This is a genomic window from Actinoplanes sp. NPDC051405 (genome assembly GCF_055586185.1).
The window spans coordinates 273,465-294,688 of the sequence record NZ_JBVJIR010000003.1; the positions used below are offsets into that span (position 1 = coordinate 273,465).

A 21,224-nucleotide genomic window follows, 5' to 3' on the forward strand; every position below is an offset into this window, starting at 1 on the left:
CCCGCCCGGCACCGGCAAGACCACCCTCGCCCACCTCGTCGCCGGGACCACCGATCGCACTTTCTTTGCCCTCTCTCCCCCCCCCCCCCCCCCCCCCCCCCCCCCCCCCTTCCTCCCCCCCCCCCCCCCCCCCCCCCCCCCCCCCCCCGGTCGGTGGTTGGTCAGACCGGGCTGGGTTCCGGGCGGGGTGTGGGTACGTCGCCCTCGTGCAGGCGTTCGAGGGCGAGCTCCTCGGCGTCCGGCACCCGGGGTGCGGGCCTGGTCAGCGCGAACAGCACGCACACCACGGTCAGCAGCAGGTAGCCGAGGCTGACCTGCCCGTCGGCGTTCCGTTGGACCTTCTCCGCGTGGATCAGGCCGACGAAGGTCAGCACCGCGCCGGTGCCGGAGAAGATCGCCGCGTGCCAGAAGCGTTTGTCGATGATGAAGGCGACGATCGCGCCCAGCACCAGGCCGGCCAGGATCGCGCCGGAGCCCAGCGTCTTCAGGCCGTCGTAGACCACGCCGGCGCCGGCCAGGGTGCCGATGCCGACGTCCGCCGCGGTGGTGCCGGCCGCCGACAGCACGTTGTCCATCTGGCCGGTGGCCCAGCTCGCTATGTTCGGGATCAGCGCGGCGACCACCGCCGCGGCGTGCGCCCGGGGTGTCGCCTGGAACGCCTGGGCGCCGATCAGCAGGCCGATGTAGAGCAGGATCGGCACGATGGCCGCGGTCGGGAAGATCGTGCCGAGCAGGCCGAACATCCCGAAGAAGCAGAGCAGCGCGATGACCACGCCGGTCGCCATGGAGTAGCCGGTCCGGCCGCCCGCCGCCTTCCAGCCGGGGTGACCGACGTACACGGCCGGCGGGAACGGGGAGCCGAGCACCGAGCCGATGACCGCGCCGCCGCCGTCCGCGAGCAGCACGCTGCGCAGGTTGTAGCGGTCCCCGGCGGTGGCGGCGCTCTCCACGTTGGTCATCGCCTCGGTGAAGTTGTAGACGCCCAGCGGGATCGCGGTGGCCAGCAGCGGCGCCATGTCGCGCAGGCCGTCCACCAGCAGGCCGAACTTCAGGTGCGGGAAGGCGAACGCGATGTCCTTGGCGGCGGCGGTCACGTCCGGCACCGACATCGCCCCGCCGATCCAGCCGATCGCGCTGCCCAGCAGCAGCGCCACCAGGCCGATCGGCAGGTTGCCGGGCAGCTTGACGTCGGTGAGCAGGCCGATCAGCAGCAGGCCGAAGACCGGCAGGGCGATCCACGCGGCCTTCCACATCTGCCCGGCCGGGTTCATCGAGATGAAGGTGATCGAGATGCCGGCCAGGGTGCCGAGCAGGGCGGCCCGGGGTGCGTACTTGCGGATGTACGGGCCGACGAACGCGCCGATCAGCACGATCACCCCGATGATGAACGCCCACGCGATGCCGGCCGTCCACGCCTGGATCGGGTCCTTGGTGTTGAGGTAGATGGGCAGCATGATCACGAAGATGACGATGAACATGTGCGGCACGCTGGGTCCGTACGGCATGGCGGTGACGTCGCTGCGGTTCTCCTTCACGGCCAGCCGCCGGGCCAGGTAGGTGTAGTACATGTTGCCCAGCACCAGGGCGATGCCGAGCGCGGGCAGGATGACGCCGAACACGTCGCCCGGGTCCATGCCGATCACGCCGATGCACAGGCCGGTCAGGGTGAGCACGTTGACCAGGACGTTGACGCCGAAGCCGAAGAACGCGTTGGTGTCACCGCGTACCCAATAGGGGAGTTTCATGGCTGCTCCTCAAGAGTGACGGATGTCGAATCCGCGACCCAGCCGAAGATGCCGCCCTGGGCGGCGATCATCTGCAGGCCGACGCGCTGGAACTCGGGGAAGTAGGAGCCGACGCAGTCGGCCAGCACGAGGCACTCGTAACCGCGGTCGTTGGCCTCGCGGACCGTCGTGTGCACGCACACCTCGGTCGTCACGCCCGCGACCAGCAGGCTGCGGATGCCGCCCTTGTCGAGCAGCTCCTGCAGCTCGGTGGCGTAGAAGGCGCCTTTGCCGGGCTTGTCGACGACGGCCTCGCCCGGCGCGGGCTGAAGTTCGTCGATGATGTCGTGGCCGTACTCGCCGCGGATGAGGATGCGGCCCTTCGGTCCCTGTTGGCCGATCTTGCCGCGCGCGAGTTTGGCCGGTGGGCAGTCGGACAGGTCGGGCAGGTGGCCCTCGCGGGTGTGGATGACCGGCAGGCCGGCCGCCCGCCAGGTGGTCAGGAACGCGGCCAGCGGGGCGATCGTGCGGCGCAGCTGCGAGACGTCGTTGCCGAGGCTCTCGCCGAAGCCGCCCGGCTCCAGGAAGTCCCGTTGCATGTCGATGACGAGCAGCGCCGTGCTCTCCGGGTCGAAGGTGAAGGGGCCGGGCGTTGCCTCGACGGTCGGCACGGCTCAGCCCTCCGTGGCGGCGATGACGTCGTCGGAGGTGGCGACGCAGCCGAAGACACCGCCCTGCATGGTGACCATGTGCAGCGCCGCCGCATGGTTGCCCGGGTCCGTGGCCCCGGTGCAGTCGGACAGGATCAGGCATTCGTAACCGCGGTCGTTGGCCTCCCGCATGGTCGTGTGGACGCAGACATCGGTGGTGATCCCGGTCAGGATCAGGTGCGTGATGCCATGGGTACGCAGCACCAGGTCCAGATTGGTGGCGTAGAAGGCGCCCTTGCCGGGCTTGTCGACGATCACCTCGCCGGCCACGGGCGCGACCTCGGGCACGATCTCCCAGCCCGGCTCGCCCTTGATCAGGATCCGCCCGCACGGTCCCTGTCCGCCGATCTCGGCGCCGATCTGCGCCGAGCGCCATCGCTTGTTGGCCGGCAGGTCGGAGAGGTCCGGGTCGTGACCCTCGCGGGTGTGCACCACGAGCATGCCGAGATCCCGTACGTGGGCCAGCAGGCGCGCGGTGGCGGGCAGCCCGGCCCGGGTCAGTGCGATGTCGTAGCCCATCGCCTCGACGTAGCCGCCGGGGCCGCAGAAGTCGGTCTGCCAGTCGATGCAGATCAGCGCGGTGCGCTCGACCGGCACCGAGCCGTCGTAGGGCCAGAGGTAGGGGGCGGCCTTGACCGGGCCGATGATCGCCGTCATGTGTCCTGCCTTTCCGATGCGGTGCGGTGGACCCGCCAGCCGCCGCCGGCGGTGATGTCCTGGGCTGCGCCGACCGCGTAGGCCTCGCACAGGAAGCCGGTCGCCTCGGTGCCGTCGGCCAGCGCGATGCGGCCGAGCGACAAGGGGGCGGGGATACCGGCGAGCAGACTGCCGACGGTCGCGGCCGGCAGCTGCCAGAGTTCGATGTCGATCGCGCCGCCGGTGTCGTCGCGGACCAGCCCGGGCACGCCGGACGGCAGGCGGTAGAGGCGGTAGCAGGGCGCGGTACGGGCGGCGCCGACCAGCGTCGCCCGCCGCTCGGTCAGCTCGTGGTTGCGCGGTTCGCCGCTCAGGTGCAATCCGACAACGGCGATCGTCATCAGGTCGTCCGCCCGGGTGATCGTCTCGGCGAGCAGCGCCAGCGTCTCGTCGCTGAACGCCGGGCCGAACAACGTCAGGCTCGCGGGCCGGCCGTCGGCGGTGAACCCGTTCGGGACCGTGACGGCGGCCAGGTCGAGCAGGTTCGCGAACTGGGTGTAGCGACCCAGGTCGAGGTTCCGGCCGATCGGGTCGGCCGCGATCTCGGCGTGCGTGTACGTCGTGGCGACGGTCGGCAGCACCAGCACGTCGACGGTGTCCCAGAGCCGGTCCGTCCACGCCTGCAGCTCTCGCAGCCGGTGCACGCCCCGCCACGCGTCGGCCGCGGTGAAGCGCCGTCCGCTCTCCAGCACCTGGCGGGTCACCGGCAGCACCGCGTCCGGATGCCCGTCCAGGAAGTCGCCGAGGTCGGCCAGCCGCTCGGCCACCCACGGCCCGCGGTAGAGCAGGTCGCCCGCCTCCAGCAGAGGCGCGATGCCGACCTCACGGACTTCGGTGAACCGGCCCAGCCCGGCCGCGAACGCCTTCTCCTGCCCGGCGTCGCCGAAGAAGTCCAGCGAGCTCGCCGTGGCGATGCGCAGCTCGGCCGGGTCGCGCAACGGCCGGCTTCCGGTACGCCCCCACGGGTCCCCGTCGGACAGCCCGCGCGCGACCCGCAGCACCGCGACCGCCCGGCTGACGTCGGGCGCGAAGATCGAGACGCAGTCCAGGGAGCGGCAGGCCGGCACCACTCCGAGCGTGCTGAGCAGGCCCCGGGTCGGCTTGAGGCCGACGATGCCGTTGAGCGCGGCGGGCACCCGGCCGGAGCCGGCGGTGTCGGTGCCGAGCGCGAAGTCGACCAGTCCGGCGGCGACGGCGACGGCCGATCCGGAGCTGGAGCCGCCGGAGATCAGGCCGCCGCCGAAGACGCTCTCCGGTGTGCCGTACGGTGACCGCGCGCCGGTCAGGCCGGTGGCGAACTGGTCCAGGTTGGTCTTGCCGACCAGCAGCGCCCCGGCGTCGAGCAGCCGTTGCACCACGGGTGCGGTTTCCCGGGGCCGGTAGGCGAATTCCGGGCAGGCCGCGGTGGTGTCCAGCCCGGCGACGTCGATGTTGTCCTTGACCGCGAAGGTCAGTCCGGACAGGGGCAGGTCGGCGGGAACGGTCGCGGCTCGGGCCCGCAGGTCGGCCTCGTCGACCGTGCTGATCCAGACACCGTCGTCGCCGCGTTCCCGGATGCGCCGGAAGACATCGTTCATTCTGTCGATTGTCGACCGTTTCGTTTCGGCCGACTCCACCTCGTGTAACGGGCGGATTTCCTTGCGTGATCTAGGGCAGATAGGTGCGGGCGCCGTGCCCGTTCAGTGCCGCGATGATGCTTTCGGGATCCCCCTGCTCGACCGCGGCGAGGAGCCGCTCGTGGCGGTGCACGCCGTCCGAGGGCTCGGCCACCTCCGCCTCCCGGCGCAAGTTCACCGCCATGTAAAGCTGGAGGCGGACCAGCACTGACTCGTACAGGGTGCAGAGCTGGCGGTTGCCGCCCAGCGCGACCACCTCGACGTGGAAGCGGCGGTGCGCGTCGGCGATGGCCAGCCGGTCGCCCGCGTCCGTCGCCTTGCTCATGACCTCCAGCGCGGCGTGCAGCCCGGACAGGTCGGCACCGGGCCGGATCGAGGCGACGGCGTGCCGCTCCAGCACGTCACGCACCTCGTAGAGCTCGCGGACGTCGTCGTCGGAGAGGGTGGCCACCCGGACGCCGCGGCGCGGGATGTGCTCCACGAGACCCTGCTGGGCCAGCAACCGCAGCGCCTCGCGCAGGGGTGCCCGGCTGATGCCCAGCCGGCGGGTGAGCTGCTCCTCGACGAGGCGCTCGCCGGGATCGGTGCGGCCACTGAGGATCTCGCGACTGAGCCGGTCGAGGGCGAGGTCGACGAGGCTGTGACTCTCCAGCTCACCGTTGCCCACAGCACGAGTGTGCCAGTACCGGCACGCCCGGTGACACCGGGCGTGCCGGCCACCGCCGTACGGCTCAGAAGTCGCCGGCGGTGTTGCACTTGGCCCGCTGGACCACGCAGTTCTTCACCCGGTGCCCGAGGGCGTCGTTGTCCCAGGCGAGGAACGCGTCGCCGTGCATCGAGGAGGCCATCTTCGAGGCCAGTTCGAAACCGTCGGCCGTGCCACTGGTCGGGTACGCGATCAGGAACGAGATGGACGGGATCGCCACCGGGAAGTTCCCGCCGCACCGGCCGTCATAGGTGTACGCCACGTGCGCCTTGTGGGTCGGGCTGTCCAGGTGCACGCCGTCCCAGCAGTCCGGGAACACCAGCTGGAACATCAGCGTCGCGCCCGGCGCGCAGAGCGGCCAGTTGCCGTCCGCGCTGCGGCCGATCTCGCCGCCCGCACCCGCGCAGTAGAACTGGTTGACCGAGCCCGCCGGGGTGGGGGCCTGCAACCGGGCATCGCCGGCGATCATCCGGAAGCCCTGCGGGAACGGCACCGTGGCGGCGGGGTCGCTCAGCCGGGAGCCGTAGTAGACCACCACGTCCTTGGGCTCGACCACGCGGCCGCGCTCGTACAAGGTGGGGATCCAGTACGCCGAGAGGTCCTCGGCCGGCTTGCAGCTGGTGCCCGCGTTGCGCAGCAGGGTGGCGGTCGTGGTGTTCGCGTCGGTGCTGCGGTTGCCGATGAAGCTGTGCATGTGCGAGGCGCCGGCCATCCCGGGGAAGACGATCGGGTCGTCCGGCTTCGAGTGGCTGTACAGGCAGGACGCGTTGAACTCGGGGACCCGTACGGAGTTGGCCGGCACCGGGCGTGGGGCCATGGCCCGGAACGCGGCGAGCTGGGCCTGCCAGGCGGCCTGGTCCATGGTCACCCAGCCGGCATTGCTCTGCGCGCCGTCGCCGAACGAGAACCAGTTGACGTTGACGAAGTCGCCGCCGGCGGTGTTGCGCATGACGGCGTACACCGTCTGCGGGCCGGTCGGATGGGTGGACGCCGTGGTGGTCAGGGTCGTCCAGTTCTGCCAGCCGCCGGTGGCGGTGATGGCGAAGCGGGCGAGCAGCGGGCCGGTGGCCGAGCCGGTGTGCAGCTCGACGCTGCCCGAGCCGGTGGCCGAGGAGACCCGGGCCGCGACACTCAGCGTGCCCGCTGGGCCCAGGTCCACCCCGTCGTAGCGCATCCAGTCGCCGTCGGCCAGGTAGGACGCGTTCTGACCACCGCCGCTGTCGGCCGTGGCTTCCAGCTGCACGCCGGACTGGGCGGCGAAGGCCTCGGCCTGCACCACGGTGGTGGCCGCGGTGGCGGTGCCCGCCGCCGTGACGGCGAGGGCTCCGGTGAGCAGGGCGGTCAGGGCGGCCCCCAGCAGGGCGCGGCGCTTCCTTGATCGGTCCATGGGCATCCTTCGGGTCGGTGCCGCCGGCTGCCCGAGGGGGATCGGCAGATCGACGGCGGTCGTTCGGGTGTCCGAAGTATCCCGTCGGGAAGCGCTTCCCGATAGTTTCCGCAGCGAGTGTGGGCACAATGTGCGGAAAGTCGATCAGTTTCGGGAAGCGTTTACTCGACCCGGCCCTACCTCAGGGCAGCAGATCATCCAGGACGGGCGGCTTGGTGAAGATGCCGTCCGCCCGGCCCAGCGTGGCCAGCCGCTCCAGCGAGGGCCGGTTGATGTCGTTGGGCCAGCTCGGCAGGATCATCGCGGTCCGGACCACATCGTTGATCTTCGTGTACGTGCCGACCGTCGCCCGGACCTCCTCGGGGTGACCCGCGGCGTACTGCAGCGACTCGTTGACCGCTGCGGCGAAGTTCTTCACCAGCTCCGGGTCCTTGTCGATGACCGCGGTCCCGGTGAAGTACATGGCCACGGTCAGGTCCGGGGCGGTGTCGACGTAGTTCGACGCGATCACCTGACCGCCCTGGGTCAGCACCTCGGAAAGCTGCGGCTCGACCACCCACGCCGCGTCGACCTGCTGGTTCTGCAACGCGGCGGGCATTTCCGAGAACGGCATCGCCTGGAACTGGATGGTGGCCGGGTTGCCCTTGTCCTGGCGTACCGACTGCCGCACGGTGGTGTCGCCCAGGTTCTTCAAAGTGTTGACCGCGACCCGCTTACCGGCGAGGTCCTTCGCCGAACGGATCGGGCTGCCGCCGGCCACGACGACCGCCGAGAAGTCCCGCCCCGGACGCCCGGTCGAGGCGACCCCGTTGGCCACCGCCTTGAGCGGCGCGCCGTCGGTCTTCGCCGCCATCAGCGAGGTCACGTTGCTGAAGCCGAACTGGTATTTACCCGCGAGCACACCCTTGACGATCGGGGCGCCGCCCTGCTCCGGCACCAGCGTCAGATCGATGCCCCGGCCGCTGAAGAAACCCTTCTGCTTACCCAGGTAGATCGGCGCGACGTCGACGATGGGGATGACACCGACACTGACCTTGGTGCCGACGCCGGCCTTGTCCGACTTCTCGTCGTCCGAGCTGCAGGCCGCCGCGGCGAGCAGGGTCGCTGTGAGAGCGACAGCGGCGAGGATCCGGCGCATGGTGAGTCTCCTGGAGGTATGCGGGCGCGGGTGGGCCCGGGAGACCGTACCTCGCAGTAGGCTCCCACGGGGCGGCCGGAACGGTCAGAGGTCGGCACCGACCCGGCCGATGGGCCGCTCCGGCGAATCGCCGCTCAGCAGAACCGGGGCAGATGGTGGGCCAGCTGGGCGCGCCACGACGGCCAGTCATGCGGTACGTCGGGACCCCAGAGGTCGAGCTCGTGCCGCAGCCCCTGCGCGGCGAGCAACTGCGCCATCCGCTGAGTGGACCCGAGGGCGCCGGTGGTGTCCTCCCATTGGCCCTGCCCGCACACCAGCAGCGCCGACACCCGCGACCGCAGCCACTCCAGGTGCTCACCGTGCAGATTGGCGACGTAGTCGACGGGGCTGTTGAAATAGACGGCATCGCCGCGTTCGCCCCAGCTGCGCCAGGCGGCCGGCTCGTAATTGCCGGAAAAACAGAGGGCGAGCGGGAACAGATCGGCCCGTTTCAGGGCGAAATTCAAGGCATGGAACGCGCCCATCGAACACCCGGCCGTGGCGATCTCGACGGCGTCCCCGGAATCGGCCCGCACGTGCGGCACCACAGCATCGACGACCCAAGACTCGTACGAGGCATGCCGGCGGGCCCGCTCCTCGAGGGGCAGGTAGTCGGCAGACCACGTGGCGGCGTCGAAGGAATCGACGCAGTAGAGCTTGACCCGGCCGGCATCGATGAGGTCACCGACCGCGGCGACCATCCCGTTGTCCGCGAACTCGTACGCCTGACCCAGCTCGGTGGGGAAAACCAGCACCGGCCGACCGAAATGCCCATAGACGGCGACGGTGCCGGAGGCGCTGCTCGTCGGGGAGTCGAGTTTCACGGAGTAGTGACGCACCCCGCCGATGTTCCCTGGTGGGCGCGTGGTCACACCCGCGGGTACCCCGCCCGTGTCGGCTGTCACGTAGGCATCCGGCCCGGGTGTCGGTAAGGTGGCCTTAAAGCGCTTTAAAAAGCTCCCCTTCGGCTAGATGAGGAACGTGCCATGCAGCTTGCTGCCAAGATCCACGCTGATTTGTCCCGGTGGCGGGTGGAGCGGTCGGCCCGCCGGCGGCTCAGTGCTGAGCTTGCCGCCTTCAGCAGTGCGTCCGATCGGGTTGAGTTGGAGCAGGTGCTTGACCGGCACAGCAGTGAAGAGGCTCGCGAGGTGCGGGGGATTCTGCTCCGGCAGGACGCTGTGCGCTTCTGACGGCTTTCGGTTTCGCGCTGGCTCCCACGCCGGCCCCTATGCGGTGGCCTCCACGCGGCGGGCGCCCACTGATCGCAGCCATGGCCTGCTGCGGAGGTGACGCCGCCGGGACGCCCGGCCGAGGCCGCCGTGCGGCCGGGTTTCGGCAATCGGGCGACCTGCGTGGCAGCAGGGAGGCCTCCTGGAGCAGGGTGCCGCCCGGTGTGGGATCGGATCGCTAGGCTGTCGCCGTGACGGGCCCTGACGACGGCGATCCAGGCATCGGCGCGTCCGCGCCGGATCTGCTGGTCGGCACTCCCGAGCGCCACTCCGCACAGGGGGCGCTGGAGGAGCACATGCTCGCGAAACGGCTCGATCCGGCCGACTACGAGCAGCGTGTGGAAGCGTCGAAGCTCGCCCGCACCCAGTCGGAGCTGTTGCGGCTGTTTGCCGACCTTCCCGCACCTCATCCGATGCTGCCCACGGCGGCGGTGCCGGCGGCTGAAGCGGATGACGAGACCCCTCCGCCGATCTTCCTCGCCGGCTGCCTGATGCTGGCGCTGGGTCTGCCTGTGGCGGTGGTGCTGGGTTTCGCGTACGGGATCTGGTGGGTGCTCGTCGTCCCCGTTGTGGTGACTGTGGCTATGGCCTACATCGAGCACCTACGCACCGGGGGTCGGAAAGCGGTGTCGGACAGCTCGCCGGAGAGTGCTTGAGTCGCTGTTCCGCTGAGTTGATTACGTGGCAGCTTCACCGGGGAGCTCGGGGCGGTGGTCTTCGGTTCTCGCCGAAGGCGTTGCCCCGCGGCTCACCTTAGTGGCCGCCCCGCGGCTCACCTCAGCGGCCGCCCCGCGGCTCACCTCAGCGGCCGCCCCGCGGCTCACCTCAGCGGCCGCTCTGCGGCTCGCCTCAACGGCCGCCCCGCGGCCCGCCTTCTGCCGCTTTCCTGGCCGCCTCCTGTCCCTCCGTTTCCCCTAATAGTCCTCCGGCCGCCTTCCGGCCCGCCTTCCGGCCCGCCTTCGGGCCCGCCTTCCGGCCCGCCTTCGGGCCCGCCTTCCGGCCCGCCTTCCGGCCCGCCTTCGGGCCCGCCTTCCGGCCCGCCTTCCGGCCCGCCTTCCGGCCCGCCTTCCGGCCCGCCTTCCGGCCCGCCTTCCGGCCCGCCTTCCGGCCCGCCTTCGGGCCCGCCTTCCGGCCCGCCTTCGGGCCCGCCTTCCGGCCGCCATCCGGCCGCCATCCTCGGGGCTTCTGTCGGCCGCCTTCCGGCCGCCATCCTCGGGGCTTCTGTCGGCCCGCCATCTTCGGGGCCCTCTGCCAGCCCGCCATCTCCAGAAGCGTCTGCCGGCTCGCTTCGCGGGCCGTCTATCGGCTTGCTTGCCGGGCCGTCTATCGGCTTGCTTGCCGGGCCGTCTACCGGCCGTCCTCCGCGCCGCCCTCCCGAGTCCGCCATCCGAACCGCAGGCGGCGAGTCGATCAGGCCTGCCGAGCCGCCCCGTCCGCTGACGGCGAGCCAAGCTCAATCGTGACCGGTCCAACCGCCCCCGCCACCACACGCCGCGGCGCCCCGGTCCGGATGATGATCAGCAATGAGAGCCCGGCCAGCCCGAGATTCCCGACCACCGCCACCGCGAAGACCGCCCACGCCGCGGTGGTGAACTCGATGTCGCCGATGCCCGCAGCGAACACGATCGGCGTCAGATACAGGATCACGTCCAGAATGAACAGTCCGCACAGCAGCCGTACCGGCCATCGGAAGCGGGCGGGGTCGCTCTGCAGCGCGAGCCCCCCGAGGATCGCGGCCACCACGGCCGCGACCGTCACCACCGCCTGCACGAAGAGCGCCTCGCGGCGGGCCATGTATTCGCCGGCGACCGTGTCCACGATGCCCAGCACCGGCCCGAGAGTGAAGGCGCTGAGCACCCACGTCGCCCCGCGTAGCAGCACCCCGACTATCGCCCCTGCGTAGAGCATGGCTGCTGTGCCGGGCTCGGTGCCGTCGTGCTGCCCCGCGTCCATGCGGGCAAGCTAGCATCCACCGCCCAACCCGGGGTCAGATGCGCCGGCGTGGGTCGTCGGTGTGCAGCGTGTCCGTCGTCGGTGCTCCCGCCGGCTCGTACGTGTGGATCGCCAGGCCGCTCGGTGTTGTCTCGTGGTGGGTCAGGCGCAGGCCGGCCGGCGTACCGCCGTCGGGGAACAGACGGCGACCTGTGCCGACCACCACCGGGGCGATGATCAGCCGGAGCTCGTCGATCAGGCCGGCCGCCAGCAGGGACTGCGCCAGCCGGGAGCTGCCGTGGATCTGGAGCTCGCGGCCGGGCTGCTGCTTGAGCTCGGCGACCTGGGTCGCGACGTCGCCGGACAGCACAGTGGCCGGCGCCCAGTCGCCGGTACGCAGCGTTCGCGAGGCGACGTACTTCGGCTTGCTGTTGAGCTGGCGGGCGACCTCGTCGTCCGGGTCGGTGGCTTTCGGCCAGTCCCGGGCGAACGCCTCGTACGTCCGCCGGCCCAGCAGGAAGCCGTCCGCCTCGCGGATCCACTCGGTGACCAGGCGCATGAACGTCTCGTCCAGGTGCGGCACGAACCAGCCGCCGCTGGTGAAGCCGTCGGTCGTGTCTTCGTCCGGCCCGCCCGGACCTTGGCTCACGCCGTCCAGGGACAGGAACTGCATCAGGCTCAATCTCATGAGGTAACGTACTACCACATGGTTGTAGATGAGGTCGAGCCGCAGGCGTTGGACGCCGTGTTCCATGCGCTCGCCGACAGCACTCGGCGGGACATCGTGGTGCGCACGTTGCGCGACGAGTATTCGGTTTCGGCGCTGTCCCGGCTCTATCCGATGACCTTCGCCGCCGTGCAGAAGCACGTCGCCGTGCTGGAACGCGCCGCCCTGGTCACCAAGCGCCGCAGCGGCCGCGAGCAGCTCGTCACCGGCAACGTCGACACCGTACGCCGCGCCGCCCGGCTGCTTGATCAGCTGGAGCTGGTCTGGCGTGACCGGATGGACCGGTTCGGCGACGTTCTCGCCGAGGACCCGAACCCCGGAGATTCCGCATGACCGTCACCAGCGTCCACAAAGATCCGCAGACCCGCACGATGACCCTCACCGCCGAGTTCACCGCGAACGCCACGGGGGTCTGGCAGCTCTGGGCGGATCCCCGCCGGTTGGAACGGTGGTGGGGACCGCCGACGCACCCGGCCACCGTGGTCGAGCACGACCTGCGGGCGGGCGGCAAGGTCACCTACTTCGTGACCGGTCCCGACGGGGAACGGCGGACGGGCTGGTGGCAGGTGCAGGCGGTGACTCCGCCGGACGGCCTGGAGTTCGAGATGGGTGACCCGGACATCCCGCCGCTGCTCGTCCGGGTCCGCATCGAGGAGCAGCCGGCCGGCCGCACCCGCATGGTGATCGTGACGACCTTCCCGTCCGCCGACGCGATGGACCAGCTCATCGGCATGGGCTTCGAGCAGGGCCTGTCCACCGCGGTCGGCCAGATCGACGCCGTCCTGACCTGAGCCGCCCGGCAGCCAAGCGCCCGGGCGGCCCCGGCAGAATCGGCCAGGGAGGGCGCCCGGGCGGCCCCGGCAGAATCAGCCAGGGAGGGCGTCCGGGTGGCCGCGGCGGGAGCGCAGCCACGGTCCCAGGCCCTGATCGTCCTCGGTCGCGATGAAGGCGCTGCGGGCGTTGAGCAGCGCCTCGTCCGTGTGGCCCAAGCACCCCCAGACCGTCTCACCCCACGAATCGGCCAGCTTCACCTCGGCGGGCTGCTCGCACGGGGTGCCGTCCGCCAGACCGACCTGGCAGGCCGACGGCGCGCCGCCGCGCCGGCCGATCGCCTCGGCGGCCTGCCGGATCAGGGTGCTGCGGGCGGCCTCGTCGGTGTTCCGGGCCCGGTCCGCCGGCGTCCCGGTGCGCTGGGCGAAGACCACCACGTTGCCGTCCGGGTCCTTGGTGCGGGCTTCGCCGCCGGGTGCGTGGCTGGGGTGGCCGATCAGCTCCACCGGGTGCCCGGCGGCCTCGAATCTTTCCCGTACGGCGGCCAGATCATCCACGTACAGGTAGATGAGCAGCGGCAGCTCGGCCTGGATCACCGGCGGCTGTACGCAGGCCAGCAGCAGCGTGTGGCTGCCGCTCTGCAGGTACGACCAGAGCCCGCCGTTCTCCTCGCCGCTCTGGGTCTCGGTGTAGCCGAACATCGCATAGAAAGCCTGGGCCTGCTCGACATTGCGTACGTAGCAGACCGGTACCGCCGCTGACACCACACCGTTCATACCGGGCAAGATACCCAGCGCACCACGATCGGGGTCGGACCGACGGGTGGAATCGCCTCCGGCCGGGCGTCGACCCGCACCGTACAGGTTATCGTGCTTCGATCCGCGGGGGCTCCGTCAGGACAGGAGTGCGGGTTGGACTGGTTGCTCACGCCGGTGGGCGCGGCGTCGGCTGCCGCGTTGCGCGCCGAGCTGACCGCTTTTCTGCGCCGGCACGCGGAGGACCCGGCCGATGTCGACGACGCCCGGCTCGTGGTCTCCGAGCTGGTCGGCAACGCCGTGCATCACGCCGGCGGCCCGGTGTGGGTCAGCCTGGACTGGTCGCAGGCGCGGCCGTTGCTGACCGTGCACGATCTCGGTCCGGCGTTCGAGCTGGGTGAGCTGTCGCTGCCGGAGACCGCCAGTGAGCGGGGCCGGGGCCTGTGGCTCGTCTCCCAGCTGGCCAAGGACCTCGACGTGGTCGCCAAGCGCGGGCAGGGCAAACGGGTGCAGGCGGTGCTGGCGCTGACCCGGCGTACCGAGGTGTCGTTCGATCCGTTGCGCCGCCGGCTCAATCCGCTGCCCGCCGCGGACGAGGCGGGACCGGCCGGATTCGGCAAGGAGGCGTTCCTGCGGGCGCTGGTCGTCGAGCTGGCCCGGACCGCCGAGGCGGATCAGGGGCCGGCCGCGGTCGAGCAGCTCGTCGCGCAGGTCGGTGCCACGGTCGGCGGGCAGATGGAGGAGGAGTACCGCCGGGCCCGTACGGTGACCGGCCGGCTCACCCCCGAGCAGGTCGCCGACTGCTATCTGCGGCTCAAGGGGGCCATCGACGGCGACTTCTACGTCATCTCCACCGGCCCGGACAAGATCGTGCTGGGCAACCGGCGCTGCCCGTTCGGCGACACCGTGCGGCAGGCGCCGGCCCTGTGCCGGATGACCTCCAGCGTGTTCGGCGGGATCGCCGCCCGCAACCATGACAACGCGGTGGTGCTGCTGGACGAGCGCATCGCCGTCGGTGACCCGGAGTGCCGGGTGACGGTCCTGCTCGGTGCGGCGGCCCGGAACAATCCGGGCGGGCACCACTACCGGGCGCCTTCGTAACGACCGCTGCGCTGCCCCGCCGGTGCCGATCGGTTCGCGGCCGTTGGGTATAACCGGGGCCATGGACGTTGAGGAACTCGCGCGGCTGGTGGGTGAGGTGCCCGGCACCCAGGTCTCGGTCGAGGCCGAGGTGCTGGTCGTGCGGGTGCCGGCGATCGGGGACGAGGCCCGCGTGGCGGCGGGGGACGTGTTGAGCCATGACGTGACCACCGGGCCCACCGGTCAGCCCGTCGTCGTCCTCGGGGTACGCCACGGGCACGAGGAACTCCCGCTGATCGTCACCGTGGACGACATCGTGTTCATGCCGGCGTACGCGGCCGACATGGTCGAGGACCCGCTGATGGCGGTTCCGGCGACGCCCGACCTGGTGGCGTACTCGGAGATGCACCGGGACGTGCGCGCGCTCGGCAAGGCCATCGACGATCCCGACCTGGAGCTGGAGCCGGAGGTCCTGGGGGCCACCCTGCTGGTGCATCGGTGCTTCCTGGCCGGGGCGGTCCGGGTGGGGCTGTGGCCGGTGCGGGTGGCGGCCTGGTGGGAGTACATGTGGGCTCGGGTCGGCAAGGAGCTGCCGATCGGGCCGTTCCGGCCGGATCCGCAGTGGGACCGCCTGATGGCGGCCGTGACCGAGGCCCGCCGGCACGCCGCCGCGGCCAAGGAGACCGAGGCCCGCGCGGTCCCGTGACTTTCCGCTGGAGGGGGTCAGGGCAGGGGGCTTTGAGCGGCCGGCTCGATGAGCTCCCAAACGGGGTACTTCGGGTCGCGGTTGTCGCCCGACGACCGGCCGCGCAGCCGGCGCTGGATCCAGGGCAGGACGTGCTCGCGGTAGTACCGGGCGTTCTCCACCATCCGGCGCCGCGTCCCGGCCGCGCTGCCGGCCGGCTCGGGCGGTTCCGCGTACCCGAGCGCGTGCAGGACCAGGCCGGCGACCCGGCGGTGGCCGGCGCTGTTGAGGTGCAGCCGGTCGGCCGACCAGTACCGGTGGTCGCGGATCTCCTCGTCACCGAAGGCGTCGACGAAGGTGACGTCGTGCCGGGCGCAGAGCTCCCGGGTGGCCGCGGTCAGATATTCGCCGCGCCGGCGGATGGTCCGGCCGAACGGCAGCTGCGCGGTCGGGTCCGCGCCGCTGAGCACCACCGGGCGTACGCCGGCGTCGATGCAGCGCCGGACCGCCTGCTCGATCATGGCCACCAGCTCGGCCAGGTCGACGCCCGCGCGCATCATGTCGTTGCCGCCGCCGTTGAAGGTCAGCAGGTCGGCGGGGGGTTGCAGGGCCAGGGCGGCGTCTAGCTGGGTGGTGACGATGGGCCGCAGCAGCCGGCCGCGGATGGCCAGGTTGGCGTACTCCAGGGTCTCGCCCCGGGCGGCCAGCCCCGCGCTCAGCCCGGCGGCGACCAGATCCGTCCAGCCCCGCACGGTGCCGTCCGGCAGTTCGTCGCCCATGCCCTCGCTGAAGCTGTCCCCGATCGCGACGTACCGCATGGCACCGCCCTTCCTGTCGACTCTCGAGAAGGCTAATGGCATGAAGACGGGCGGACGGGGAAGGGCTACCGGGGTGATGGCTGAACAGAGCGACGCAGACGGGACCGTGCGGGTCGGCGGCTCCTACGACTTCACCGCGCCGGCGGAGGTGGTCTTCGGGGTGCTGACCGATCCCGACCGCATCTCCCGCTGGCTGCCGCGCGGCATGAACACCGAGTCGGCCGGCCGGGACGAGGTGCGGGTCCGGGTGGGTGCGCAGGTCCACCCGTACGGTGTGAAGGTGGTCACCGACCACCTTGAGCTGCAGTGGCACTCGTTGGACAGCACCGGCCCGCACGGCACCGCCCAGGTCGACGACGCACCGGCCGGCGGCAGTGTGGTGCGGGCCGAAGTGGTCGTCCCCGCCGGGCTCGCCGACGACCAGCAGGTCCGCGAGCTGCTCGCCGAGACGATGGTCCACCTCCAGCGCGACGTCAGCGACAACTTCAACGCCGGCTGACCGCGCTCTGTCCCAGGTGCAGGTCGGCGTGGCCGGGCACTACGACTTTCGTCGCAGAGACCGGCCGGGCGAACCCCGCTCAGTGGCGATGTGGCGGTAGCCGCCCGGCCGGGATAGTCGTCTCATCGCGGCGCGCGGCGCCGCCGAGGCGAGGAGCGGGCGATGACGGACAACAGTTACGCGCGGCGGGAGACCGGCGCGCGGGTGGCGATCATGATTCTCAGCGACCCGGCGGTGCTCCGGATCGCCGTGCTGGCGGCCGGCGTCTCGGCCCTGCTGCTGGCCATCGCCGCCGCCCTCTGAGCAGCACGGACCATCCGAGCAACACCGGGCTCACCGGGTCCGGAAGACCCCCGACGTCGTGGTGCGGACGTTGGGGAAGACCGAGCGGGTGTTGGCCAGGCCGCAGCGCTTGTGCAGCACCTCGCCGATGACCGCGCGGTAGTCGGTGGTGACGGCGAGATCGCCGTCGACCAGGTAGCGGTCCGCGAGGCCGGGCCACCGGCCGTGCACCTTGCCGCCCACGACGCCGCCGCCGAGCAGCATCATCGCGTTGCCGTAACCGTGGTCGACCCCGTTGGAGCCGTTCTGGCGGACCCGCCGGCCGAACTCGCTGACTGTCACCACGGTGACCCGCTTCATGCCGGTCGTCCCGAGGTCGGTGGCGAAGGCGGCGAGGGCCGCCGCGAGCTGGGCCAGCTTGTCGTGCATCCGCTTGCCGGGTACGGCCGCACCGAGGTTCTCGTGGATGTCCCAGTCGCCGGAGTCGACGCAGGCCGCCATCAGACCCGCGTTGCCCTTGATCAGCCGGGCCACGTCCTTCAGCGCCCGGCCCAGCGTGTCGTCCGGGTAGACCGCGCCGTTGGCCGGTTGGTACGCCTTGGCCGCCAGCGCCTTCGTGGTCGCCAGCGAGCTCATCACCTGTCCGGCCGGCTGACCCAGCAGGGCCGGGGCCCCGGCGTAGAGCGTCTTCAGGGTGGCGGCCATGGGCTGGCCCGCCTGGTCGCCGTACATCGAGAAGTCGTTGATGGACTTCATGCCCAGGGCGGGGACCGGCCCGGCCAGCGTCCGGGACGGCATCATGCTGCCCACCGAGACGCCGTGGAACGGGCTGGTCGCGCCCAGGCCGCCCAGCATCCGGTCCAGCCAGCCGGTGCGCACCGAGGTGCCCGGCGCGGCCCGTTCCAGCTCCTCCATCGCGGAGAAGTGCGAGCGGTTCGGCTCGGGCTGGCCGACGGCGTGGACCGCACCGAACGTGCCGGCCTTCCAGAACGGCAGCAGCGGCTGGAGCGCCGGGTGCAGGCCGAACCGGTTGTCCCCGCCGAGCAGCTTGGCCTTCGGCACGGCGATGTCCGGCCGGGCCGCGTAGTACGCCGGGTCGCCGGCCGGCACGATCGCCGACAGGCCGTCAAAGCCGCCCCGCAGCGACAGCAGCACCAGGGTGTCCCCGGTGTACTTGCCGGCGGCGAAGGCCAGCTGGGTGGAGATCTGGTCGCCGGCCAGTCCGGCGAACGCCCCGGCGGCTCCGGCCGCCAGCGCCTTGCCGAGCACACCGCGGCGGGTCATGGTGGTGCGCTGGTCGTCCGCGCAGCCACAGATCGGTCCGGTCATCGTCGTCACCTCACCGCGAAGTAGGGAGAGTTCAGCATCAGGGCCACCAGCTGCGCGAAACGCCAGCCGGCGGCGGGGTCGGCCGGCTTGAGCGCCGAGGCCGGGGTCTTGCCGAAGTAACCCGCCAGCGCCGTCGTGTCGGCGGCCGGCAGGGTGCGGCCGAACAGCCGCCGGGCGAGTGCGTCGATCAGCGCGCCGTAGGTCGCCGGCAGCGCGCCGACGAGGTCCTTGGCCAGGTCGGCCGGCCGCTGGAACTCCTTGGGCCGGTAGCCGGCGACGATGTGCAGGTGGGCGTTCCACCGGGCCAGCATGCCGCCGGGGGAGGTCCACGCCGCGGCCACGTCGGGGTAGCCGTTCGGAGGCGCCCAGGACATCGGGGCCTGGCCCAGTGAGCCGATCAACCAGTAGAGCGATTCGATGCCCGCGGTGCCGGTGGCGTCCGGGCCGTAGCCGACCGCGCGCACCGTCGCGACGATGTCCTCGTACGGCGTGCGCACCTTGGCCCCCACGGACGCCTTGAACTCCGCGGAGGTGAACAGGGCCCGCAGCACCGGGACGATCGCGGACTTGTGGTCGAGGTAGACCCGCACGAGCTTGTCCACCAGCTTGGCGGGCGGGTTGTCGGCGACGAAGCGTACGCACAGCTTGGTGGCGATCTGCTCGGCGGTGGCCGGGTGCAGCGCCAGATAGTCCAGCAGGGCCAGGGCTGCCGCCTCGCCCCCGGCCGCGGTGGTGTTGGCGTGCCGGAAGTCGATCACCTTGACCGGGCCGGTGGCGTGCGCGTTGGCGCTGTACTTGTAGTTGCCGGTGTCCCAGTCGACGGTCAGCCCGGTCAGCAGCCGGGCGGCGTTCTTGACGTCGGACTCGGTGTAGCCCAGCCCGACCGTGTGCAGTTCGAGCAGCTCGCGGCCGTAGTTCTCGTTCGGCGCGGTCTTGGTGGAGAAGCGGTTGTCGAGGTAGGTGAGCATCGCGGGGTGCCGGGCCGAGGCCTTGAGCATGTCGGCGAAGCGGCCCAGCGCGTACGGCCGGATCACGGTCCGGTCGTAGTCGTGCCGGTTGTCCCAGACGTCGGCGGAGGGGTTGGTGACGTTGAGGTGGTTGGACCAGAAGTCGACCATCATCTCGAACAGCTGCCGCTCGCTCCAGATGGCCCGGCTGGTGGCCGCGAAGCCGAGCTGGAGCATGGTGTCCCAGCCGTACCGCATCGCACCCGTGCCGACCTTGGCGCGGAGCTCGTCGATCGAGAGCCGGATGAGCGGGAAGCGGGTCAGCAGCGCGTCGCACGCCGGATCGGCGATGCCGGCCGGGTCGAGCTGTCGGTCGAGCCAGGCCGAGGCGCCGAGCCGGCGGATCTCGGCGACCGAGGCCGCCGTGGGTCCGTAGGTGGCGCGGCGCAGCAGGTGCAGCTCGGCGTCCGCCGCGACGTAGGAGGTGGTGGTGCGGGTGGCCGCGGCGGCCTCAGCCGCTGCCGGTACGGCTGCGGTGAGGCCGACGGCGGCGGCACCGGCCGCGGCGCCGGTCACGACGCGGCGGCGGCTGATCAAGTTCTTTGCCCGGGATGCCGTCACACAGGTTGGTTCGGTCAGACCTCTCGGTCCCTTCGCCAACCCGGCCGATGGCTACCGAGCTGCAACGGACCTGGTCGCCGGCCGCGGGATCGACCACCGGCCGGCCGGGCTGTCGTGGTCGAGCGCGGTCCAGTTCGTGGCTGTCCGGGCCTCCGGGGCCGGAGTGGCGGCGCGACCGCCCAGTCCGCGGTACTGCCAGCCGGCCGCGGTCCAGGCCGCCGCGTCGAGGCAGTTCCGGCCGTCGATCACCAGCCGGGTGGCGGCGAGCCGGCCCAGCCGGACCGGGTCGGCCGTGCGGAACTGCGGCCACTCGGTGAGGACGCAGACCAGCTCCGCGTCCCGGACGGCGTCGTCCAGGCTGTCCTCGAAGATCAGCTCCGGCTGGGCCAGGGCGGCGTTGGCCAGGCCCGCCGGGTCGTGGACGTGGACCTCCGCGCCCGCCCGGGCCAGGGCTGCCGCGATCGCGAGCGCGGGCGAGTCCCGTACGTCATCGGAGTGGGGCTTGAACGTCGCCCCGAGCACCGCGACGCGGGCGTGGCCGAAGTGCGGCCCGGCCGGGCCCGGCGGGCAGTCGAGCAGCTCGGCGGCCAGCTGGAGCACCTTGCTGCGGCGGCGCTGGTTGATCAGGTCGACCTCGTGCAGGAAGCGCAGGGCCTCGCCGGCGCCGAGTTCCTGGGCGCGGGCCTGGAACGCGCGGATGTCCTTGGGCAGGCAGCCGCCGCCGAAGCCGACGCCGGCCTGCAGGAAGCGGTTGCCGATGCGCGGGTCGTAGCCGATGGCCCGGGCCAGCTGGGTGACGTCTCCGCCGGCGACCTCGCAGACCTCGGCCATCGCGTTGATGAAGCTGATCCTGGTGGCCAGGAACGCGTTCGCGGCCATCTTGACCAGCTCGGCGGTGGCGAAGTCGGTGACCACCACCGGCACCTCACGGTCCTCCGCGGCGGCCAGCTCGAGGATGCCCCGGTGCGCGGCGTGCAGCATGCCGTCGGCCCACTCCGACCGCAGGCCGGCGACGATCCGGTTGGGCCGGAGCACGTCCTGGACCGCGAAGCCCTCCTGCAGGAACTCCGGCGACCAGGCCACCTCGATCCCCAGCTCCCGGTCGGTGTGCTTGGCGACGAGCTGCTCCACCCACTCGGCGGTACCGACCGGGACGGTCGACTTGCCGACGATCAGCACGCGGCGGGTCAGGTGCCGGGCCAGTCCGGTGACCGCCGCTTCGACGTACGAGAGATCGGCACCCGTGCCGCCCGCCCGTTGCGGCGTGCCCACGCAGATGAAATGCACGTCGCCGAAGTCGGCGGTCTCCTGGTACGACGTGGTGAAGCGCAGGCGCCCGGCGGCGAGGTTACGCCGCAGCAGCTCGTCGAGACCCGGCTCGTGGAACGGCACCGCGCCGGCCGACAGGGCGGCGATCCGCGCCACGTCGACGTCGAAACCGAGCACCTCGTAGCCCAGCTCGGCGAAGCAGACGGCGTAGGTGGCGCCGAGATAACCGGTGCCGACAAAGGTCAGCCGCGGTCGCTCCATCAG

Annotated in this window: 22 protein-coding genes and 2 pseudogenes; 9 read left to right on the forward strand and 15 right to left on the reverse strand. The window is 71.6% G+C overall.

All coding sequences use genetic code 11. From position 1 onward, the window contains the following. Window positions 1-67, forward strand: a pseudogene (locus ACZ6S4_RS09050) (AAA family ATPase); the annotation flags it as partial. Window positions 68-161: 94 nt separating this feature from the next. Here ACZ6S4_RS09050 and ACZ6S4_RS09055 read toward each other — a convergent pair. The 8 genes from ACZ6S4_RS09055 to ACZ6S4_RS09090 all read right to left on the reverse strand — a co-directional run bounded on the left by ACZ6S4_RS09055 (window position 162) and on the right by ACZ6S4_RS09090 (window position 8,855). Further along, entirely contained in the window at window positions 162-1,745 is a 1,584-nt protein-coding gene (locus ACZ6S4_RS09055; RefSeq protein WP_465474374.1) for a regulator, read from the reverse strand. After that, window positions 1,742-2,395 carry a cysteine hydrolase family protein gene (locus tag ACZ6S4_RS09060; protein ID WP_465474375.1) on the reverse strand — a complete coding sequence of 218 codons (654 nt, stop codon included), beginning with the start codon at window positions 2,393-2,395 and terminating at the stop codon, window positions 1,742-1,744. Before ACZ6S4_RS09060 ends, ACZ6S4_RS09055 begins: the two co-directional genes overlap by 4 nt. A gap of 3 nt (window positions 2,396-2,398) precedes the next feature. Then, on the reverse strand, window positions 2,399-3,091 hold the full coding sequence (gene biuH / locus ACZ6S4_RS09065; RefSeq protein WP_451913033.1) for a biuret amidohydrolase: 693 nt from the start codon (window positions 3,089-3,091) through the stop codon (window positions 2,399-2,401). Next, the gene (locus ACZ6S4_RS09070; protein ID WP_465474376.1) at window positions 3,088-4,746 is read right to left on the reverse strand and encodes an allophanate hydrolase; all 1,659 of its coding nucleotides are present in this window, start codon (window positions 4,744-4,746) and stop codon (window positions 3,088-3,090) included. The genes biuH and ACZ6S4_RS09070 overlap by 4 nt, the downstream gene beginning before the upstream one ends. A 31-nt stretch (window positions 4,747-4,777) precedes the next feature. After that, a complete protein-coding gene (locus tag ACZ6S4_RS09075; RefSeq protein WP_465474377.1) occupies window positions 4,778-5,413 on the reverse strand; it encodes a GntR family transcriptional regulator in 636 nt (211 codons plus the stop codon). A gap of 64 nt (window positions 5,414-5,477) precedes the next feature. Further along, window positions 5,478-6,839, reverse strand: coding sequence for a DUF1996 domain-containing protein (locus ACZ6S4_RS09080; protein ID WP_465474378.1), 1,362 nt, complete (start codon window positions 6,837-6,839; stop codon window positions 5,478-5,480). 181 nt (window positions 6,840-7,020) lie between these two features. Further along, window positions 7,021-7,977, reverse strand: a complete 957-nt coding sequence (locus ACZ6S4_RS09085) for an ABC transporter substrate-binding protein (RefSeq protein WP_465474379.1) — start codon at window positions 7,975-7,977, stop codon at window positions 7,021-7,023. A 134-nt stretch (window positions 7,978-8,111) separates the two neighbouring features. Continuing rightward, window positions 8,112-8,855: an esterase family protein gene (locus ACZ6S4_RS09090; RefSeq protein WP_465474380.1), complete on the reverse strand. Its 744-nt coding sequence runs from the start codon at window positions 8,853-8,855 to the stop codon at window positions 8,112-8,114. Between the two features lie 147 nt (window positions 8,856-9,002). Here ACZ6S4_RS09090 and ACZ6S4_RS09095 point away from each other — a divergent pair, with 147 nt between their 5' ends. Further along, window positions 9,003-9,206, forward strand: a complete 204-nt coding sequence (locus tag ACZ6S4_RS09095) for a hypothetical protein (RefSeq protein ID WP_465474381.1) — start codon at window positions 9,003-9,005, stop codon at window positions 9,204-9,206. Window positions 9,207-9,436: 230 nt separating this feature from the next. Further along, the gene (locus ACZ6S4_RS09100; protein ID WP_465474382.1) at window positions 9,437-9,901 is read left to right on the forward strand and encodes a DUF1707 SHOCT-like domain-containing protein; all 465 of its coding nucleotides are present in this window, start codon (window positions 9,437-9,439) and stop codon (window positions 9,899-9,901) included. Between the two features lie 754 nt (window positions 9,902-10,655). On the opposite strand, the gene ACZ6S4_RS09105 is transcribed toward ACZ6S4_RS09100, so the two are convergent. Further along, window positions 10,656-11,198 carry a hypothetical protein gene (locus ACZ6S4_RS09105; protein WP_465474383.1) on the reverse strand — a complete coding sequence of 181 codons (543 nt, stop codon included), beginning with the start codon at window positions 11,196-11,198 and terminating at the stop codon, window positions 10,656-10,658. Window positions 11,199-11,232: 34 nt separating this feature from the next. Beyond that, a complete protein-coding gene (locus tag ACZ6S4_RS09110; RefSeq protein WP_465474384.1) occupies window positions 11,233-11,865 on the reverse strand; it encodes a dihydrofolate reductase family protein in 633 nt (210 codons plus the stop codon). Window positions 11,866-11,883: 18 nt separating this feature from the next. Here ACZ6S4_RS09110 and ACZ6S4_RS09115 point away from each other — a divergent pair, with 18 nt between their 5' ends. Both ACZ6S4_RS09115 and ACZ6S4_RS09120 read left to right on the forward strand, forming a co-directional pair. After that, window positions 11,884-12,237, forward strand: coding sequence for an ArsR/SmtB family transcription factor (locus tag ACZ6S4_RS09115; RefSeq protein WP_465474385.1), 354 nt, complete (start codon window positions 11,884-11,886; stop codon window positions 12,235-12,237). Further along, window positions 12,234-12,695: an SRPBCC family protein gene (locus ACZ6S4_RS09120; RefSeq protein ID WP_465474386.1), complete on the forward strand. Its 462-nt coding sequence runs from the start codon at window positions 12,234-12,236 to the stop codon at window positions 12,693-12,695. The genes ACZ6S4_RS09115 and ACZ6S4_RS09120 overlap by 4 nt, the downstream gene beginning before the upstream one ends. A gap of 75 nt (window positions 12,696-12,770) precedes the next feature. Here ACZ6S4_RS09120 and ACZ6S4_RS09125 read toward each other — a convergent pair whose 3' ends face one another. Continuing rightward, on the reverse strand, window positions 12,771-13,451 hold the full coding sequence (locus ACZ6S4_RS09125) for a VOC family protein (RefSeq protein WP_465474387.1): 681 nt from the start codon (window positions 13,449-13,451) through the stop codon (window positions 12,771-12,773). 135 nt (window positions 13,452-13,586) lie between these two features. Between ACZ6S4_RS09125 and ACZ6S4_RS09130 the strand changes: the two genes are divergently transcribed. Next, entirely contained in the window at window positions 13,587-14,531 is a 945-nt protein-coding gene (locus tag ACZ6S4_RS09130; protein ID WP_465474388.1) for an ATP-binding protein, read from the forward strand. Window positions 14,532-14,592: 61 nt separating this feature from the next. After that, window positions 14,593-15,216, forward strand: a complete 624-nt coding sequence (locus ACZ6S4_RS09135) for a hypothetical protein (protein ID WP_465474389.1) — start codon at window positions 14,593-14,595, stop codon at window positions 15,214-15,216. 17 nt (window positions 15,217-15,233) lie between these two features. Here ACZ6S4_RS09135 and ACZ6S4_RS09140 read toward each other — a convergent pair whose 3' ends face one another. After that, window positions 15,234-16,013 (reverse strand): SGNH/GDSL hydrolase family protein, encoded by a 780-nt coding sequence (locus tag ACZ6S4_RS09140; protein WP_465474390.1) that lies wholly within the window; start codon window positions 16,011-16,013, stop codon window positions 15,234-15,236. 76 nt (window positions 16,014-16,089) lie between these two features. Between ACZ6S4_RS09140 and ACZ6S4_RS09145 the strand changes: the two genes are divergently transcribed. Together ACZ6S4_RS09145 and ACZ6S4_RS09150 are read left to right on the forward strand one after the other, a co-directional pair. Further along, window positions 16,090-16,512: an SRPBCC family protein gene (locus ACZ6S4_RS09145; RefSeq protein WP_465474391.1), complete on the forward strand. Its 423-nt coding sequence runs from the start codon at window positions 16,090-16,092 to the stop codon at window positions 16,510-16,512. A gap of 162 nt (window positions 16,513-16,674) precedes the next feature. Further along, complete coding sequence (locus ACZ6S4_RS09150) at window positions 16,675-16,815, forward strand: hypothetical protein (RefSeq protein WP_465474392.1); 141 nt, start codon at window positions 16,675-16,677, stop codon at window positions 16,813-16,815. 30 nt (window positions 16,816-16,845) lie between these two features. Here ACZ6S4_RS09150 and ACZ6S4_RS09155 read toward each other — a convergent pair whose 3' ends face one another. The 3 genes and pseudogenes from ACZ6S4_RS09155 to ACZ6S4_RS09165 all read right to left on the reverse strand — a co-directional run. Further along, a complete protein-coding gene (locus tag ACZ6S4_RS09155; protein ID WP_465474393.1) occupies window positions 16,846-18,123 on the reverse strand; it encodes a DUF1501 domain-containing protein in 1,278 nt (425 codons plus the stop codon). A 5-nt stretch (window positions 18,124-18,128) separates the two neighbouring features. Continuing rightward, window positions 18,129-19,667 carry a DUF1800 domain-containing protein gene (locus ACZ6S4_RS09160; RefSeq protein ID WP_465474394.1) on the reverse strand — a complete coding sequence of 513 codons (1,539 nt, stop codon included), beginning with the start codon at window positions 19,665-19,667 and terminating at the stop codon, window positions 18,129-18,131. Window positions 19,668-19,868: 201 nt separating this feature from the next. After that, window positions 19,869-21,221 (reverse strand): annotated as a pseudogene (locus tag ACZ6S4_RS09165) (UDP-glucose dehydrogenase family protein); the annotation flags it as partial. Window positions 21,222-21,224 lie beyond the last annotated feature (3 nt).

Coding starts and splice junctions, on each gene's coding strand:
- ACZ6S4_RS09055 (WP_465474374.1), bottom strand. CDS start 1,745: ATGAAACTCCCCTATTGGGTACGCGGTGACACCAACGCGTTCTTCGGC.
- biuH (WP_451913033.1), bottom strand. CDS start 3,091: ATGACGGCGATCATCGGCCCGGTCAAGGCCGCCCCCTACCTCTGGCCC.
- ACZ6S4_RS09080 (WP_465474378.1), bottom strand. CDS start 6,839: ATGGACCGATCAAGGAAGCGCCGCGCCCTGCTGGGGGCCGCCCTGACC.
- ACZ6S4_RS09085 (WP_465474379.1), bottom strand. CDS start 7,977: ATGCGCCGGATCCTCGCCGCTGTCGCTCTCACAGCGACCCTGCTCGCC.
- ACZ6S4_RS09095 (WP_465474381.1), top strand. CDS start 9,003: ATGCAGCTTGCTGCCAAGATCCACGCTGATTTGTCCCGGTGGCGGGTG.
- ACZ6S4_RS09105 (WP_465474383.1), bottom strand. CDS start 11,198: ATGGACGCGGGGCAGCACGACGGCACCGAGCCCGGCACAGCAGCCATG.
- ACZ6S4_RS09110 (WP_465474384.1), bottom strand. CDS start 11,865: ATGAGATTGAGCCTGATGCAGTTCCTGTCCCTGGACGGCGTGAGCCAA.
- ACZ6S4_RS09115 (WP_465474385.1), top strand. CDS start 11,884: ATGGTTGTAGATGAGGTCGAGCCGCAGGCGTTGGACGCCGTGTTCCAT.
- ACZ6S4_RS09120 (WP_465474386.1), top strand. CDS start 12,234: ATGACCGTCACCAGCGTCCACAAAGATCCGCAGACCCGCACGATGACC.
- ACZ6S4_RS09125 (WP_465474387.1), bottom strand. CDS start 13,451: ATGAACGGTGTGGTGTCAGCGGCGGTACCGGTCTGCTACGTACGCAAT.
- ACZ6S4_RS09135 (WP_465474389.1), top strand. CDS start 14,593: ATGGACGTTGAGGAACTCGCGCGGCTGGTGGGTGAGGTGCCCGGCACC.
- ACZ6S4_RS09140 (WP_465474390.1), bottom strand. CDS start 16,013: ATGCGGTACGTCGCGATCGGGGACAGCTTCAGCGAGGGCATGGGCGAC.
- ACZ6S4_RS09145 (WP_465474391.1), top strand. CDS start 16,090: ATGGCTGAACAGAGCGACGCAGACGGGACCGTGCGGGTCGGCGGCTCC.
- ACZ6S4_RS09150 (WP_465474392.1), top strand. CDS start 16,675: ATGACGGACAACAGTTACGCGCGGCGGGAGACCGGCGCGCGGGTGGCG.
- ACZ6S4_RS09155 (WP_465474393.1), bottom strand. CDS start 18,123: ATGACCGGACCGATCTGTGGCTGCGCGGACGACCAGCGCACCACCATG.